A 17,102-nucleotide genomic window follows, 5' to 3' on the forward strand; every position below is an offset into this window, starting at 1 on the left:
CCCGTGACTACCCAACCGGATGTGGCCCGAATCTCGTTCGCCACCAACCTGGCGTCTTTCGGCGACCGCACCGCCATCAGCACCGGGGATTGCACCATCAGCTACCGCGACCTTGCCGCGCGAGTGGAGGACATGGCACGCAAACTCGGCCCTGCGCGGCGCCTGATCGCCCTTGAAGCCGACAACACCCTGCCGTCCCTGACCGTGTATCTCGCCGCCCTGGCGTCAGGCCATCCGTTGCTTATCCTGCCCGCGGGCGGCGGAAAAGCAGCCGAAACACTCATCGCGGCCTACGATCCGGACATCATTGCCCGGGCCTCCAACGGTGAACCCACCCTGGAAGTGCGCCGATACGAGACAACACACCAGTTGCACCCGGATCTGGCGCTTCTGGTGAGCACGTCAGGCTCCACGGGATCACCGAAACTCGTTCGCCTTTCCGGGGCTTCCATCCAGGCGAACGCGGCAGCCATCGCACAGTACTTGCACCTTCGCCCCAGCGATACTGCCGCCACAACACTCCCCCTCTCCTACTGCTATGGGATGAGCGTGGTGAACAGCCATCTTCTGGTAGGCGCATCTCTGGCGCTGACGGACCTCTCCGTAGTGGACCCCTGTTTTTGGGACTTGGTCCGTTCCCAGAGGGTGACCTCCTTCGCTGCCGTGCCTTACACCTTCGAGCTTCTGGACCGTGCGGGATTCGAGCACATGGACGTTCCGAGCCTGCGCTACATCACGCAGGCCGGAGGTCGCCTTGCTCCGGAGCGCGTCCGGTCCTATGCAGAGTTGGGCCGCGAGCGCGGTTGGGACCTCTTTGTCATGTACGGGCAGACCGAAGCCACAGCCCGCATGGCTTACTTGCCGCCGGACCTGGCGGCGGAGCATCCACAGGCCATTGGAGTCGCGATTCCCGGCGGAGAATTCCGGCTCGAACCGGTCCCGGGGTTGGACGACCACGAGCTGGTCTACACAGGCCCGAATGTCATGCTGGGCTACGCAGAAAAGCCCGAAGACCTGGCCCTTGGGCGGGAAATCACAGAGCTCCACACGGGGGACCTTGCCCGGCTTGGACCTGATGAACTCTATGAGATCGTCGGCAGGCGCAGCCGATTCGTGAAAATCGTTGGTCTGCGCGTTGACCTGGGACGGGTGGAACGGCTCCTTGCCGATCTTGGACTAACAGCCGCTGCCGCCGGCTCCGACGACGCTGTGGTCGCCGCGGTGGAAGGTCACCACGATCTCGCCTTGGTAGCCAAGAGCCTGGCGCAGGATCTGGGCCTACCGCGCGCAGCCGTCCAGCTGCATTCGGTGCCAGACATTCCACGGCTCGGCAATGGGAAGCCTGATTATCCGGCCATCCTCGCATTGCCTGCGCAGTCCGAGCGGGGCCACGGGGCACAGTCCTCGGAACCCGCGCCTGAGACAGAGACTGTTCGTGAGATCTTCGCAGACGTCCTGGAACGCCAGGACATCGCAGAGACGGACAGCTTCGTTTCCCTTGGCGGAGATTCGCTCTCCTATGTAGCTGCGTCAGTCCGGCTTGAGCGCGCGCTGGGCCGCACCCCTCAAGGGTGGCACCTGATGCCCATTTGCGAGCTCGTCCCGGCATCTAAGCCCACAACTCATCGAACCCCGGAAGATGCGGGTGCCATGGGCAAGGGATTTCTCCGTACATGGCGGGGGAAGTTGTCGGCACGCATGGAAACGGGGATCGTGCTGCGTGCGGTGGCCATCATTTTCATCGTGGCCACGCACATCAAATTCTTCTCCTGGGAAGGCACCGCGCACGTGCTTATGGCGGTGGCTGGCTACAACTTTGCCCGTTTCCAGCTGACGGGATCCCGGCGGGAACGGCTCCGTCGGCAGTTGCGTGCCGTGGCGCGGATTGTCATACCCAGCGTCGTGGTCATCGGCGCCGCGTTCGCCGTCACTGACGACTACGGCTGGCACAACGTGCTCTTGTTGAACTCGCTCGTGGGCCCGCAGGGGTGGACTGACATGTCCCGCTTCTGGTTTGTCGAAGTATTGGTTCACATCCTGGTCGGATTGGCTGTCCTGCTGGCCATACCCGCGGTAGACCGTGCACTGCGCAGATGGCCGTGGGCGTTTCCTCTCGCGTTGGCCGGTGTCGACCTCCTGCAGCGCTTCGACGTCATCGAGTTGCCGTACCCTGGCCAAGGGCCTGTCCTGTGGCTGTTCGCCTTCGGATGGGCTGCTGCTGTATCCAGAAAGCGGTGGCAACGCGCTGCCATGACCGCCTTCGCCCTCCTGACGATTCCAGGGTCCTTCAGCAACGAATACCGCAGCGCCACTATCCTGGCCGGCTTCCTCATCCTGCTCTGGATCCCTACCCTGCCCGTGCCGCGTGGCCTGCACCGCATCACGGCACTTTTGGCCAGCTCATCCTTGTATATCTACGTCACGCACTGGCTCGTGTATCCGCTCTTTGAACAGGCCAACCAGGGACTGGCCCTTGCGGCATCATTGCTCGTGGGCGTGGCCTACTGGGCCACTGCGACGCGGGCCATGGGCAGCGTGGAGCGGTGGCTTCGTGACCGACAAAAGCGGCGCCACGTTAATTCCTCCGGCTCACAGCCGGACGGGGGTTCAGTGCTGGGTGGGGGTTCAGTGCTGGATGGGGGTTCAGTGCCGGACGGGGTTTCAGTGCTGGATACGAGGATGCCGCATCGATCGCGTTCGCGCGGATGAGTGCGAGAAGACCGGTCGCGCGCCCGAAAACGCCCTCTTGTGACCCTCGCGGCGGCCCCTCCGGTTCGCGGAGGTCCCATCTTCCCGAGAATGCGACGGAGCCAGCAGCATCAGCGGCACAATGGTTATCCCCAGCCAGACAATCACAGCCAGCAACGCCAGCATTAGGCCTGTAGTAGGTTCCATACGTTAAGAGTAGGCCGATTTACCCTTGACCATAAGGCGCCTTATTGATATATACGCCACGCCAGAGGCATCTTCACATGAGCCTTCCAGCGAACTGTGGCAGTCTAGATTCAATGAGTTCCCAGCAGTCCCGCTCCCTGGCAATGTCCCCTGACCGGTCAGCACAAGGTCGCAAGCCCGGCCTCGGTACAGGACTGCTTTTCTGCCTCGGTACCATCGCCAGCATGCTGGGCTTGATTGCCACGTACTACTTCTTCGTGCGGACCACCATGGGTCAGTTCATCGACGAGTCAGCATTGGTCGAGGCCACCGAACTGAGCGGATCTGCGGGCAGGGCCTCCACGAAATTCCTGGATATGCTGCCCATCCTGTCATTGGCAATCGCCACCTTGGTGGTGCTCTTCGTGACGGTGGCGCGTCGCCGTTGGACCGCCGCAGGAATTGCCATCACCGCGTGCATCGCCGCCAATCTGGCTACCCAGGTACTCAAGTTCTTTATCCCCGACAGGCCAGACCGCGGTGTGCAGACACTTGAACTCAACTCACTGCCGTCCGGCCACACAACGTTGGCAGCTTCTGCTGCTGCGGCGGTCTTCCTCATGGTCTCGCCCCGCTGGCGGCCCCTGGCAGGCTTCCTTGGCAGCACGTTCGCCGTGGCCACTGGAGTTTCCACGCTCATCAATCAATGGCACCGGCCTTCCGACGTCGTAGCAGCCTTCCTTGTGGTGGGCGCTGTCATGCTGCCCGCTGGCTGGCTGATCCTCCGCACCGGAAGCAGCTGGAATGTTTGGAAGGGCTACGGCGAGCACTGGGCTGCATCACGGCTCTGGGTATGGCTGACCGCCATTGCCTTGCTCCTGGCAGCTATCGTGGCAGGCTACTCACTGCTCCAAGTAATGCCGGGACTCAGCGCCGACAGCACCGTGGACTACTTCTGGTCCGGGACCGCGTTCATAGTCCTCGCCGGATACCTGTCCGCGCTTGGTGGGACGTGGCTGTTCGGCTTGGCGGCCAGGAAGCGCTAGGGAACCAGCGGTTTAGCGCTCGACGCCGACAGCTTACCTTTGGAGCGACGCTCCAGTCGCGCGGCCGGCATGGAACCCGCCGCTTGTTTGGGTGCCTCAGTCCTCCGGGCGTACGGAATCGAAGAACCTGGGATCCCCCGCGTGCTCATCCTTGCTGGCCCGTGCTTGGTCATGGATGAATTCCCGGTCATCTTCGGTCAACAATGTGCCTCCGTGCCCGTCAACAGGACCATCCTCACCACTTTCATGGTTGAGCTTGGCCGTTACCGTACGCGGGATGATCATGCTCCCGGGATTGTCGATAAGCCATTGCCGCGTATCCGGAGATAGCTGGTTCCAAATTTCCCTGATGTGCATTCTTATCAGCACTGCCCTTCAATGATGGGTTAGTTGGATCGGACTCGCTGCGATTTAGCGCAAGTGAAATTGAATGTGAAGGCCGCACAGAATGTGTACGTGCTTTGAGCGAACCTGGCCGCCAGGCGGGTGGCGCCAAGATGCGCCGCGGAACGGCCCGGCGTCAGGAGCGAATATCCTCAAAACTCAGGCTACGCCCTTTCGGCCCATTCCTGACCACAAGTCCCGCAGACTTTTCTTCCTGACACTAGGCTGACCGGATGACGACGATTGAGGCCTTGGGGCCGACCTTGCTGGGGGTCGTCCTCCTCGTGACCCTGACCGCGGCAGCGCTGACCGCCTATAAAGTGCCTTACAGGTGGGCGCCAGCGTTGGCGATCCTGCGGGGGACGGTTCAGTTAGCAGCTATCAGTGTCATCCTCAGCGGTGTCATCTCAAGTCCCGGCTTCGTGGCGCTGGCACTGCTGATCATGTTTGCTGTGGCTGCAACGACTGCTGCCCGGCGCATCGGGTGGAGTTGGAAAACCCTTGGCCTCGTTGGCGGATCCATGGGGCTGGGCGTCGCCGTGACGCTCGGCGTCATCTTCGCCAGCGGCGCGGTTGCGCTGACTCCACGTTATGCATTGGCGATTGGTGGCATCATCATCGGCAACGCCATGACCACGGCGACCCTGGCCGGTCGCCGTTTCTCGGAGGCCGTCCGTGATCACTGGGAGGAAGTGGAAGGGTGGTTGGCCCTGGGCGCGACACCTCGCCGGTCAACGTTGGAATTGGCCCGTCGCGCCGTCTATTCAGCATTGATTCCATCCATTGACCAAACGAAGACTACGGGGCTAGTTACTCTTCCGGGTGCTTTTGTCGGGGCGATCTTCGGCGGTGTTTCACCCCTTGAAGCCGGGAGGTTCCAGATTGTGGTCCTGGCCGGGATCATGGCCGCCGGTGCTTTCACCGCCGTTTCAGTCATCGCTTCCCGTGCCGCTGTTCAGGTGCGTCCAGCGCCGTTGGACCCGTGATTCGTCTACCGGCGTCGTGAAGGCCAACGGCGGAGGGAGCTTTGGGCCGCACCTTCCCGTGGGAGGCCTGGATTTGTCGTTGCTACGGGCAGTGTAATCCTCATGGAGGTACCATGCGGGCCCGCGTAGGCCACGTCCGCGGAGCCGCCCGCAGAGACGGCGATCTCGCGAACAAGGGACAACCCAATGCCGAAGCTGCGTTGCTGTTGGCCCCCGCCCTGATGGGTTGTTCGGGCAAATCGGTCAAAAATCCGAGCCCGGTCAATGCCGGTGATGCCGGGACCCGTATCGGTCACGGTGATCATGGCCTGGCCTCCGGCCACGGTGGTGGCGACCATTATTTGGCCTCCCGCCGGCGTATGGACGAGTGCGTTCTCGACCAGACCCAGGATTGCACGGTGCAGTCTTTGAGGAGCAATAAGGGTCCGCGCTTGCCCCATGCTGGAAAAATCCACGGTGATGCCTCGGTCAACGGCCAATTGGCGAATACTGTCCACCACGTCCTGGGCAACACCGGCGACGTTGGTCAGGGCTATGTCCGGTTGCTGTCCTGTTCCGATGGCGGATTCCAGGAGTTCGTTGACTATCGCCGTCAGCGCGGCCGTGTCGCTCCGGATCTGCGCCAACGCCTGCCCGGCCGGTGAATCCGCTTCTGTGCCGCGCTGCGCCAATTGAACTCTGGCGTCCAGGATGGCCAATGGCGTGCGCATCTCGTGGCTCGCGTCTTGGACGAAACGCCGCTGCATGGCCAGCGCTTCACCCAGCGGACGGATCGCGCTGCGTGCACTGAGCCATCCAACGCCCCCGGCCAGAAGGATGCCGGCCGCTCCTGCGATGATCATGGCTTTGATCAGATCGTTGGTATCTAGATAGGCGTACACGGCGCCGGGTTCAGCCGGTTCCGGGCTGCCGGACTGGTTAAGCAGGTAAAGCGTGGACGCCGCCAGAAGGCAGAGGACCAGAACGGCGCAGGCGGCACTGATGCCGAGGGCGATTCTCATGGATGTCCTACGCAGGAATGCCTGGTCCTGGCCCAAAGGAGCAGGATGTTCAGTCATTCGCGTCGCCGATCTGGTACCCCACCCCGTGCACGGTACGGACGATCGATCTGGAGATCTTCCGACGCAGGTGGTGGACGTAGGTGTCGATCACTCCGGGCAGTTCACCTTGGCTGAAGGTGGCATTGATCAGCTCTTCCCGTGTGAACACGTGGTCCGGTTGCGCGGCCATCGTAGTCAGCAATTCACTCTCCTTGGCCGTCAATGAGGTTCGGAATCCGTGAATGGAACGGACGGACCTGGAAGAAGGGTCCAGTTCCCAGTCTCCAATACTGAAGGTCTTGACCTCTTGCTGGTAGCTGCGGGTCAACGCCCTTAGCCGGGCTCCCAGTTCCAAGAGGTCGAAGGGCTTGGTCATGTAGTCATTCGCGCCGGCGTCGAGTCCCCTGACCTTCTCCTCCGTTGCGCCGAGGGCGGTGAGTATGAGGATAGGGGTGGCGATACCCCTGGACCTGAGCGCGGCAATCAGCGCGACGCCGTCCATGCCGGGCAGGCCCCGGTCCACCACCATCACATCCCAGATCCGGGAGAGTCCCCGATGCAGGCCTTCATGGCCGTCGACGGCAACGTGAACCTGGTAGTCCGGCTCAAGGAGCTCGGCGATGAGCGGCCCGAGGACGACGTCGTCTTCGACCAGGAGCAGGGATGGCTTGGTTGCAGTGGTCACGAATCCATTGTTGCGCGCCGGTCTCTCGCGGACTGGAACCGGGCCACGATCGATGGTGCTTGACGGTTCCAGAGACCAGCCATCAACACGACGACGCCAATGGTCGCCGGAAACGACGCCATGACATCCAGTGGATAGTGCGCGCCGATGTAGACACGGGACCAGCCGACGATCACTGCGAGGATCATTCCTGTCCAGAGAACGGGCTTCTCCACTCGGGTACCCCGGGCCACGAAATACGCTGCCAAGGCCAGGGCGACGGCCAGACAGGTGTGCCCGCTGGGAAAGCTGTTGGATACCGGCTCCGGCGCCAGCGGGTCCAACAAGAGTGCCGGGTCGGGCCGGATCCTGCCGATGACCACCTTGAACAGTTGGCAGCTTAACCATCCCGAACCAACTGTGAGGGCAAACAGCACAGCTTTCTGGGGGGAACGTCGAATCAGCAGGAGATACAGACTTGTAGCGAGCACCACCATCGCTCCCACCACAGGCTCGAACAGCAGGTTAAAAGCCAGGGCTAAACCGGTCAGGACAGGGTTATGGTTGCGGCTGAAGTTCTGATCCACAGTCAGCTCAGCCGACGTAAATCCTGGCACGACCTGGACCGCCAGCCCGACTGCGATGACGACTGCCACCAACATAAGCCCAACGGCCAGCCAGTGTTTGGGCGCTGGCAGCCGCTGTAGGGGTACTGGGGGAAGTGTAGGTTGCGGCAACATGGGACCCTTCGGCAGGACGTATCGTTCTTCCAATTCTCGCGAGGGCATTTAAGAACTCATTAAGAAGTCCCAGGCCGGGCTGTGAGTTTGGGTCTGGATGCCCATTTTTCGGCATCTTCGTGTGTCTTGGCCGTATTGGGCCGAAGATGGAGGAATGCAACGGGTCATCGGTTGGCTGGCCGCAGCCGTCATCGTCACTCTCATCTTCGGAAGTGCCTACGTCACGCTGCAGCAGTTGGGCCGCCGCGCAGCGAATGATGCGCCGACGGCTGCTGCTGCAGCACGGGTTGAAGCCATTGGTTCTCCGGCGCCAACTGCGCCGCCGCTGGAATTGAATCCTGACAGCGGTGTCTTCGTCATCGTCTACGGGGCGGATAACAAACCGATGTCCGGCACAGCCGCCCTTCATGGGTCCTTTCCCGTCCTTCCTGACGGAGTCCTCGAGGCGGCAAGACGGACTGGATCCGATGCCGTGACCTGGCAGCCGGAGCCGGGCCTACGGATGGCGGTGGTAGCGCGCCCGGCTGGGGAACAGGTAGTCGTCGCGGGGCAGTCGCTTAAACCTGTCGAGGACAGGAACTGGATGGTCCTGATCTTCCTGTCGACGGCGTGGCTGGGCAGCATGATTGTCCTTGGCCTGGGATACGGCGCGGCAGAGATTCTTCGGGGACGTTCGCTCCGGCGCTCCCGCCAGCCAATCTCCTAGGCGGATTTTGCCCTGTAAACCAACATCGGTAAACGGCCATCCTGCTGTAGGTGCGGGAGCCTTACTCCTCTACGCTGAAACCGGGGACGCGGGAAAGGACCTGTCATGACTGCTGAAGGAACCAAAGAAGACCCATGGGTGCTGGTCACGGCACCGGGCTCGTCGGAGTACTCCATGTACCGCGACCCGGAGTCAGACCCGCCAGCCCTTGTTTGCCAAGTAGGATCGACCACCCTGAGGTATCACCTGCGAGCCATCGAGGATCTGTCCACCTGGCTCCGTGAGCAGCAAGACTGGGTGCCTCTGGGCGCGGCCGATGAGAATAAACCAGCACCAGAGGGAAGCGTTGAAGCATGGGGACGGGACCCCATGAACCCTGTATCCGGGTGGTACGGGCTCCGCAAAGGATACCGCGGCCGCTTTGGTATGTACGTCCCGCCGCTGCTCGAAAAACTCGGGCTGGTCGAACTGACCCACGAGAAACGCAACAACATGGTTCGAGCCATCCCCAACTAACCAACTATTCCCGTGGACCACTCAGGAACGCGGGGCTTCCTGACCTGCTTTGAGCCTTGCTCGGCGGGGAAACACCCTGAATGGGTTGATTTGCCAGCTGGGCAGCCGAAAACAGGGTCCGGAAGCAACGCCGCCCGGGAACCCAGCCAAGATTTGGAGTTAGTAGTTCCGTCGATGCTTCAGCCTGGGTATTGCGACGGCGAACACGGCTACCGCTGCGAAGCCCAGGACGCCAGTAGCCCAGACGCCAGCGGCGAGCGAAATGGCAGCAGTCAGGGCGGATAAGAGTACCGGTCCACCTGTAGCACCCGAATCAGCAATGAACCGCCAGATGCCAAGGAAGTGGCTCCTTCCGTTATCCGGTGAGAAGTCAGCGCCCAACGTCATGATTAACCCGGAGCTGATGCCATTGCCAAAGCCAATCAGCAGGGCAGCCAACAACAGCGGCACGAACCCACCCGTAAACGGGATGAGGACCAACGCCGTTCCCATGATCACCGTGGACGGAACCGCCACCCACTGCCGTCCCTTGCGATCCATGAGCTTCCCTGCCGGATAGAACACCAACATGTCGATGGCTCCCGAGAGGCCGTAGATCAGGGAGGCTTGTGTCGCGTCCATGCCCAAGTGATCAGCCCACAGCGGGATGACAACTTGGCGCGAAGCACGCAGCGCGCTGAGCAGTAGAATTCCGAAGCCCACAGACAGGAAGACACCCGCATGTGAAGCGGCCACCTTTCGCAGCGTTGACGCCGGAATCACTGGTCCGCCGTCGGACGTAGCGGGAGCCTCCAAGTCCGGGATGGTGAGCGACAAGGCAGCGGCGGCCATCATCCCGACAAAACCAACCCAGTACGCCCCGCTGATTCCGGAGAACTGCATCACGCCGGCACCGATGAACGGACCGATGAAGATGCCGATCCTCGTGACACCGCCCAGAGTGGAGAGCGCACGAGCGCGGAACATTACGGGGACAGCCTCGGTGAGGTACTTCTGGCGGGCAAGGTTGAAGACGCTCGCAGACATGCCCACCAAGGTCATAGCCGCGGCCAGCAGCCAGATCCCGTGCTCCATCTGCGGAGCGAAAGCTGCTGCGCCGAGGGCAAGGGCTCCTACGGCACCTGCCCCGACAATTGCCCAACGTTCGCCGAACCTCATGGTGATCAGCGATGCCGGGATATTGAAGAGCCAGGATCCCAAACCGATTAGCGTGACGATCAACGCCGAGACTGCTACCGATGCTCCAAGGTCACGCGCCGAGAGCGCGATCACCGGAAGAACCGCCCCTTCGCCGATACAGAACAACAGCGCTGGCCCGAAGGCCGGTAGCGCAATGCTGCGGAGGCTGAAGTTTTGTTCTTCTTGGGTAGTTGTCATCCCCTTCATCCTAGGACTCCAACCCAGCCTCCTCGCAGTTGTCGCAGTTCCGGAGATCCGGAACCGCAACAACTGCTCGCGAGACTAGGCCTCGTCCAGGCGATTAGATGCGCTTAGCAGTTGCCTTCCGATGACCGCCTGCCGCGAGCGCCAAGCCCATGAGGAGAAGGCCAACTGCCCAGAGGGTGAAGCTGCCGTCCAATCCCGTAGTGGCCAGGGAGTTGGAACCCCCGACGCCGGTCGCAGCGCCTGCTGTCAGCACACCTTGCGTGCCGCCTGCGGTTAGAACGCTGCCACCCAGCTGAGTGCCACCGATTCCGGTCGTCCCGATGCCAGCGTTGCCGGATCCGGCACGACCGATCTCGACACCCGGATTGTTGGTGCCAGGGTTAGCACCGCCAACGCCAAGTCCAGCACCGCCCGGCTCGTTAACCGCTGGCGGGTTGACGACGGGAGGGTTGACCACGGGAGGGTTCACAACGGGAGGGTTGACCACGGGTGGGTTCACAGCGGGAGGGTTGACCACGGGCGGATTCACAACCGGAGGATTCACCACGGGAGGCGTGATGAATCCTACCGAAGCGCCACCGATGCCAAGCGAAGTGGAATCGATGGCGACAGGAGCCGTGATCGGAACAACCAACTGCGTGCCGGAGATAATCCCGTCACTCCCACTCGTGGTGCCACTTGGTGCGGTTCCCGCCGGTGCAGTCCCACCGGAAGTACCAGTTGTGCCGGCAGAGGAATCACCCAGCACACCCGCGGAGGTCGAACCAACAGTCACGGGAGCAGTAACCGGAGCCACCACCTGTGTACCGGAGCCAAGGCCCTTAGATCCGGAGGTCGTAGCACCCGACGTTCCCGCCGGGGCAGTCCCACCGGAAGTACCGGCAGTGCTGGCCGAAGAGTCACCCAGCACACCAGCCGACGTCGAACCAACGGTCGCCGGAGCGGTAACCGGAGCAACCACCTGGGTTCCGGAAGCAACGCCATTTGACCCGTTGGTGCCGGACCCCGAAGCGGTTCCCGTTCCGGAAGTACCGGACGAGGAACCAGCGCCAGTGGCCGAAGAGTCACCCAGCACACCAGCCGACGTCGAACCAACAGTCACCGGAGCGGTAACCGGAGCAACCACCTGGGTGCCGGAAGCAACACCATCAGAACCGCTGGTCGTTGCACCCGGAGTAGCGGCAGCAGGTGCGCTGCCCGTATTCGAGGGTGCGCCGGACGTGGCAGATGAATCTCCACCCACACCCGCGGCAGTGGCTCCGATGTTAACAGGGACCAATATCGGAGCCACTACCTGAGCGCCGGATGCGATGCTATCTCCCCCCGACGTTGTTGCCTGCGCTGGCGCTTGGGCCGGCGCAGAACCTGATGTTGCTGCTGGTGATGTCGTTGCCGATGAGTCCCCCAGGACACCCGTCGACGTCGATCCCACAGTTACGGGGATCGTCACCGGTGCAACTACTTGGGTACCGGAGGCAGTACCTCCGGAACCGTTGGTGCCAGCCGCCGGCGTCGAACTGCTTGATGCAGTTGGAGCGGCAGGTTTGGCTGGGCCCGTCGCAGTGGAGCCCCCCAGCAGACCCACTGATGACGAGCCCAGGTTTATGGGCGCTGTTACGGGCGCGACTACCTGTGTCCCGGAGCCAACGCCGTTGGAACCGGTGGTGCTGGCAGCTGGCGCTGTCTGTGCAGCCGGAGCGGCTGCTGGCGCCTTTGTGGTTGAGGAAGAATCTCCCACAAGGGCTAATGACGTTGCGCCTGTGTTGACTGGCGCTGTCACCGGTGCCACCACCTGGGTACCGGAAAGGATGCCGTCCTTTCCGCTGGTCGTATCTGCCGCGTTGGCCGCGGTCCCGCCGAGGGCGATCAAGCCTCCGGCAAAGCATGTGCCGATCAGGCACCTGCGAATTGTCGAGTTCATTGTGATCTTCTCCTGAAGGTCGTGTTCCCAAAGACGTCCCATTACGGATCGTCCGGCTAACCATCGGCCGCATGTAGAAGCGCGGCTGGGCTGGGGAACTAGTCAGGAGATGAGCCGGGATCGAAGGACACCGGCTTTGGATGATCTTCATTGCTGGCCGCTGCTGGACCAGAAAGTGAGTCTGCAGGAACGATCAACGCACCGTGCAGGAAGGCTGCTGCAGGGCTTGGTGGCCCATTTTGTGAGGTACCCGAGCCCGCGCCAATGACACCGAGGGGTGCCGCGTCGGGGTCAGCAGGCAGCTCGGTTGGAGCCTCAGGTTCGACGATGGCAGAGGCGCCGGTTACGTCACCAGACGAAGCAGGAGCAAAACCTCGCGCCAGAACAAAGGTCAGTGAAACGCCGGCATTAAAGGTGGGCGGGGTTGTCCCGAGGGGCAGGCCAGCGGATTCCGTGGCCGAGTCGTCGGCGACTGAAGTCGCTGCCGGCGAAGTACCGACGGCGGGAGGCTGGATATCCCCAGCACCTGGCGTTTCGGGGAGTATAGCCCCGCCGCCCAATAGCGGTGGAAGCAGGTTTCCGGGTCCAGCGGCCGGAGGCAGGACGTTGCCGAGAGGCGGCAGGATGCTGTCGATGACCTTAACGATGGGCGCCGCAACCGGGTTGGTCACGTCCGTCACCGGGTCCAGCCCAGCGGGCGCCAGGACATCATTCACTGGAGGAAGAACGTTTTCAACGGTGTCGTCAATGCTGCCCGTGGCAGGCTTGACCAGCCTGTCAGCAACGCTCCCAACCGTGTTCCCGGGAACTACTTGCTTGACCACGGGAACCGTGGCGATCACTTTGTCCGTGGAGTCAGCCACCTGCCCAACCACCGGAGTTACAGCAGGAACATGCACGGTTATCGGTTGCGTCGGGATAACGGCTTTGGCGGGAGCGGGAAGCGGTACGTTCGGTACCGGGATACTGACCGCGGGTCCCGAAGCCTTTGGTGTGGCGGCAGTTGCAACTGACCCAACAGCCTTCTTAACCGCACCCGTTGTGGCACCGAGCGCCTTGTTGGCTTGCGTACTGACACCGTCGGCTGATGAAACAGTTGAAGACACCGAAGACGTCACTCCACCAAGCAACGAGTGATTATCGGTGATCCCGGAATCGGCGTTGGCAGCCGTCGCGGACAAGGCCATCCAAATTGCGGTACCAGCGCCAGCGATCATGACGGAGCGGAGAATCTGAGTAGCGCGCGGAATTGCGCGAATGGCCTTCATCTCGACACCCCCCAGGTAGCCGCAAACCGATGGTCGACTTCATCCTAGGACTGGTGTTACCCAATAGTCCATGGGGAGGCAGTAATCAAGATGACAAATTTATAAGCAACCTTCATTTATGACGAAGGGTAAAAGCCAGTCTTCTCGGGTCCAAAGTCAGGCGTCGCCAGGGATCCGCCCGCAGCCCGTCCGTGCTGGGCATTGGTCTCCTGGAGCCGTTTGATGAACCAGCGCGACTGCTCAGGTCCATAAGGCAGCACCGGGATGGCCTTGGTGGCATCGTTGGGCATGTCGCGGATGGACTGGGTTGCCTGCCGCACTGCGGTGCTCATGGTGTCGGCCATGGTCTTGACGAATTCGTCGCTCGCAGGCTTGCCGTGGCCAGGAACCAGGAATTCGTAGCGGTGACGCAAAGCGGAGATGTGCCGGAGGACGTCTGCCCATTCCTCGGGATAAGAGTCCTCAAACGAAGGATGGGCTCCCTGCTCGACGAGGTCGCCTACGAAGAGCGTCGAGTTGGTCCCCACCAGGAGGTCACCGTCGGTGTGGGCGCGACCCAGATAGAACAGTGTCGCCGTAATTCCGCCAAGGTCCACCAGAACCGGCTGGTCGCCAACGATCGCGTTCGGAACAACGATGTCGACGGCGTCGCCCTCCCCAGCGGCCATCTCCGGTTCGTTCGTGGTGACGAAGCGACGCTGGTTGTCGGCGTCCCGCTCAATGGTTGCCGCACAGTTGGCGTGCGCCCAAAACTCTGTCACGCCGTCGTCCGCAAAAACAGCGTTGCCGAAGAAGTGGTCGTAGTGCGCGTGGGTGTTGACTACCACCAGCGGAAGCTGGGTCTTTTCCCGGACAGCAGCAAGTATCTCGCGGCCCTGGCGCGGGCCACATCCGGTGTCAATGACCATGGCGAGCTCACTGCCAACTACGAGCCCGGTGTTGAGTAAGGATCCCTCGGTTTCCAAGACGTAGTTGTCCGAGCCAAGTTCGTGCCAAGCTGACAATGAGTTCTCCGTATCCAGTGCAATCCGGCGATGTTCAGGCCTCGATTCTACCCATGCGCAGCTGGGAGAAGCCGGAATGACCCGGTAGTAGATGCACTGGGGCCGGGCTAGAGGATGGCCGTCATGGCGTTCCAGCCGGAACCAATCTGGCGGGCAGCAAACCAGCCACCTGTACCGTCACCGGGATAGAGCCACAAGTCACCTGACCCGTTGCGGGCAACGACGTCAATCTTTCCGTCTCCGTTGAAGTCACCCGGGCCTTCCATGGCGGTCATGACATTCCAGCCGGAACCAATCTGGCGGGCAGCAAGCCATCCACCGGAACCATCGCCGGGGTAGAGCCACAAAGCACCGGACGCGTTGCGCGCAAGAACATCAGCTTTGCCGTCCCCGTTGAAGTCGCCCGGGCCGTCGATTGCGGTCATGACATTCCACCCTGAACCAACCTGCCGCGCAGCAAACCAACCGCCGGAACCGTTACCTGGATACAGCCACAAGACACCATTGGCGTCCCGGGCAATCACATCCGCTTTGCCGTCCCCATTGAAATCACCAGGTGCCTCGATCGCGGCCATCGCGTTCCAACCGGAACCGATCTGGCGGGCAGCAAACCAACCACCGGAACCATTGCCCGGGTACAACCACAAAACACCGTTCGCATCCCGCGCGATGACATCCATCTTGCCGTCACCGTTGAAGTCACCCGGTGACTCAATGGACGTCATGGCATTCCAGCCTGCACCAATCTTGCGGGCGGCAAGCCAGCCACCAGAACCGTTGCCTGGGTACAGCCACAAAACACCGCCGCTATCCCTAGCAAGGACGTCGCTCTTGCCGTCCCCGTCGAAATCAGTGATTTTTTGAATGGAGGTCTTGAAGGTGAACTTCCACTCGGCCACAGCTGCAGGGGCCAACGAATAATCCGCAAGAGCCCTTGCGGTAACAGTCACTGCCCCGCTGCCCGGATAGGTGCCAGCGGCAACAACCTTTCCGCCAACCAAATACTCAGCGCCGGCCGTGGCGGGAATCGTGTACGTATCGTTCGAGGTGCCGTCCCGGTCTGTGAATACTATTGGCGCAGGCGTCACCGGCAGGTGCCCGCCAAACGTGGTGAGCGCCGCGGTTGCATCGACTAGACCGGCACCGCATCCGGCCGGGCAGCCAGCAGGAAGGGGCCGCGATGTCTCCTTCAGTTGCTGTTCCAGGTGCTCCGGAGTCAAGGAGCTGCCCTCCGCTGAGAAAAGGAGAGCCGCAAGACCCGCCACGTGAGGGGCAGCCATGGACGTTCCCTGCATGAACGCATAGCCAGGCGTTGCCTGCGTGGTTGTCCCTGAATTGGAGGTGGACAAGATGCCGTTCACAGCCGAGGAACTCATGTCGCCGCCGGGAGCAGCTACATCAACGACGCTCCCGTAGTTGGAGTACTTCGCCTTCGCTCCCGTCCCGTCGCTAGCCGCAACGGTGATGACATTCTGGCAGTTGGCCGGGCTGGAGTCGGCCGCTGGACGGTTGGAATTTCCAGCAGCAACGATGACCGCTGCCCCAGCGTTGTAGGCGAAATTGATGGCGTTTTGATAGGTGGCAGAACAGGGCCTGATACCACCGAGGCTGAGGTTGATAACTCGCGCCGGAGTGGGATTGATTGGAGCCCCGCTAACAACGCCGCCTGCAGCCCAAATGATTGAATCTGCGATGTCGGATGAATACCCGCCACAGGCACCCAACGCCCGCACCGGAAGGATCTTTGCCTTCGGGGCCACGCCGGTCACACCGTAAGTGTTGTTCCCGATGGCAGCGATTGTGCCCGCAACGTGGGTTCCGTGCCAGGAGGAATTTATCTGCAGGCTGCCCACCTCGCATTCACTTGCTGTCGACCAATCCCCGGGATCCGTAGGGTCCGCATCCCTGCCAGTCCCATCGCGTGCATCAGCGGCATCGGACATCATGTCGTAGCCCGGCAATACATTGGCGTCGAGCTCCACATGGCTGGTGATCCCGCTGTCCACTACGGCAACTACTACGCCTTCACCATGGTTGTACTGCCATGCCCCGGCCGGCCGAATACCAGCCAAGTCCTCCGCCAGATCCCACTGAACGGAATAGTAAGCATCGTTCGGATCAGCAGCCGCATACATGATGGCGTCGGCTTCGGCGTAGGCAACGTTGGGATCCGCACGAAGGGTCTTCAGGAATTCCTCGGCTTTTGTCCCTGAAAGGGCCTTGGCAAGTTTGATGACCTGGCCGCCGGCTGCATTCGGGTGCGAGCTCTCGGCAACGACTCCGAGCTTCATAGCCGCATGACCGGCAACCTGCTCCACGGCAGCCGCAGCCGCTTCGGCGTTGTCCCGTAACCCGACAATAAATTGGTCCGTTGCCACCTCAGGTGCCGGACGGAGTGATTGCGGGGTGCTCGGGATGATGTCACTATCTCCCGCTACTGCCGGCTGTACAGCCAGTCCCCCAGTGATGAGGAGCGTGGTCAGCGCGAAGCCGACAGTCCTCAACGATCGCATTGGGGAGTTTTTTAACATCGTTGGGCATCCTAGAACGGCGACTGAGCACGGTAC

Annotated in this window: 15 protein-coding genes; 6 read left to right on the forward strand and 9 right to left on the reverse strand. The window is 61.8% G+C overall.

The features are described 5' to 3' along the window. The first annotated feature begins 3 nt into the window (after positions 1–3). Positions 4–2,709: an AMP-binding protein gene (locus ACZ5G6_RS18185; RefSeq protein WP_498687057.1), complete on the forward strand. Its 2,706-nt coding sequence runs from the start codon at positions 4–6 to the stop codon at positions 2,707–2,709. Between the two features lie 299 nt (positions 2,710–3,008). Next, positions 3,009–3,920 (forward strand): phosphatase PAP2 family protein, encoded by a 912-nt coding sequence (locus tag ACZ5G6_RS18190; protein ID WP_498687059.1) that lies wholly within the window; start codon positions 3,009–3,011, stop codon positions 3,918–3,920. A gap of 96 nt (positions 3,921–4,016) precedes the next feature. Here ACZ5G6_RS18190 and ACZ5G6_RS18195 read toward each other — a convergent pair whose 3' ends face one another. After that, on the reverse strand, positions 4,017–4,205 hold the full coding sequence (locus ACZ5G6_RS18195) for a hypothetical protein (protein ID WP_498687061.1): 189 nt from the start codon (positions 4,203–4,205) through the stop codon (positions 4,017–4,019). A 332-nt stretch (positions 4,206–4,537) separates the two neighbouring features. Here ACZ5G6_RS18195 and ACZ5G6_RS18200 point away from each other — a divergent pair, with 332 nt between their 5' ends. Next, positions 4,538–5,290 carry an ABC transporter permease gene (locus ACZ5G6_RS18200; RefSeq protein WP_498687063.1) on the forward strand — a complete coding sequence of 251 codons (753 nt, stop codon included), beginning with the start codon at positions 4,538–4,540 and terminating at the stop codon, positions 5,288–5,290. Between the two features lie 5 nt (positions 5,291–5,295). Here the strand turns inward: ACZ5G6_RS18200 and ACZ5G6_RS18205 are convergent, their stop codons facing one another. Genes ACZ5G6_RS18205 through ACZ5G6_RS18215 form a run of 3 tightly spaced genes read right to left on the reverse strand, consistent with a single transcriptional unit; the run spans position 5,296 to position 7,782 of the window. Continuing rightward, entirely contained in the window at positions 5,296–6,348 is a 1,053-nt protein-coding gene (locus ACZ5G6_RS18205; protein ID WP_498687065.1) for a sensor histidine kinase, read from the reverse strand. After that, the gene (locus ACZ5G6_RS18210; protein WP_498687066.1) at positions 6,341–7,015 is read right to left on the reverse strand and encodes a response regulator transcription factor; all 675 of its coding nucleotides are present in this window, start codon (positions 7,013–7,015) and stop codon (positions 6,341–6,343) included. The genes ACZ5G6_RS18205 and ACZ5G6_RS18210 overlap by 8 nt, the downstream gene beginning before the upstream one ends. Beyond that, positions 7,012–7,782 carry a phosphatase PAP2 family protein gene (locus ACZ5G6_RS18215; RefSeq protein WP_498687067.1) on the reverse strand — a complete coding sequence of 257 codons (771 nt, stop codon included), beginning with the start codon at positions 7,780–7,782 and terminating at the stop codon, positions 7,012–7,014. The genes ACZ5G6_RS18210 and ACZ5G6_RS18215 overlap by 4 nt, the downstream gene beginning before the upstream one ends. A gap of 106 nt (positions 7,783–7,888) precedes the next feature. Between ACZ5G6_RS18215 and ACZ5G6_RS18220 the strand changes: the two genes are divergently transcribed. After that, positions 7,889–8,440: a hypothetical protein gene (locus ACZ5G6_RS18220; protein ID WP_223934222.1), complete on the forward strand. Its 552-nt coding sequence runs from the start codon at positions 7,889–7,891 to the stop codon at positions 8,438–8,440. Positions 8,441–8,545: 105 nt separating this feature from the next. Continuing rightward, positions 8,546–8,956: a DUF6855 family protein gene (locus ACZ5G6_RS18225; protein WP_498687070.1), complete on the forward strand. Its 411-nt coding sequence runs from the start codon at positions 8,546–8,548 to the stop codon at positions 8,954–8,956. Between the two features lie 159 nt (positions 8,957–9,115). Here ACZ5G6_RS18225 and ACZ5G6_RS18230 read toward each other — a convergent pair whose 3' ends face one another. Both ACZ5G6_RS18230 and ACZ5G6_RS18235 read right to left on the reverse strand, forming a co-directional pair. After that, positions 9,116–10,333 carry an MFS transporter gene (locus ACZ5G6_RS18230; protein ID WP_498687072.1) on the reverse strand — a complete coding sequence of 406 codons (1,218 nt, stop codon included), beginning with the start codon at positions 10,331–10,333 and terminating at the stop codon, positions 9,116–9,118. Positions 10,334–10,436: 103 nt separating this feature from the next. After that, positions 10,437–11,621: a DUF320 domain-containing protein gene (locus ACZ5G6_RS18235; protein WP_498687074.1), complete on the reverse strand. Its 1,185-nt coding sequence runs from the start codon at positions 11,619–11,621 to the stop codon at positions 10,437–10,439. A 31-nt stretch (positions 11,622–11,652) separates the two neighbouring features. On the opposite strand from ACZ5G6_RS18235, the gene ACZ5G6_RS18240 reads away from it, so the two are divergent. Further along, positions 11,653–12,279: a hypothetical protein gene (locus ACZ5G6_RS18240; RefSeq protein ID WP_223934226.1), complete on the forward strand. Its 627-nt coding sequence runs from the start codon at positions 11,653–11,655 to the stop codon at positions 12,277–12,279. 82 nt (positions 12,280–12,361) lie between these two features. Here the strand turns inward: ACZ5G6_RS18240 and ACZ5G6_RS18245 are convergent, their stop codons facing one another. The 3 genes from ACZ5G6_RS18245 to ACZ5G6_RS18255 form a co-directional block, all read right to left on the reverse strand. After that, positions 12,362–13,531 carry a hypothetical protein gene (locus tag ACZ5G6_RS18245; RefSeq protein ID WP_498687076.1) on the reverse strand — a complete coding sequence of 390 codons (1,170 nt, stop codon included), beginning with the start codon at positions 13,529–13,531 and terminating at the stop codon, positions 12,362–12,364. A gap of 116 nt (positions 13,532–13,647) precedes the next feature. Beyond that, a complete protein-coding gene (locus tag ACZ5G6_RS18250; protein ID WP_498687078.1) occupies positions 13,648–14,535 on the reverse strand; it encodes an MBL fold metallo-hydrolase in 888 nt (295 codons plus the stop codon). Between the two features lie 107 nt (positions 14,536–14,642). Continuing rightward, complete coding sequence (locus tag ACZ5G6_RS18255; RefSeq protein WP_498687081.1) at positions 14,643–17,048, reverse strand: S8 family serine peptidase; 2,406 nt, start codon at positions 17,046–17,048, stop codon at positions 14,643–14,645. Positions 17,049–17,102 lie beyond the last annotated feature (54 nt).

The sequence above is a fragment of the Arthrobacter sp. TmtSoilC51 genome, assembly GCF_055388015.1.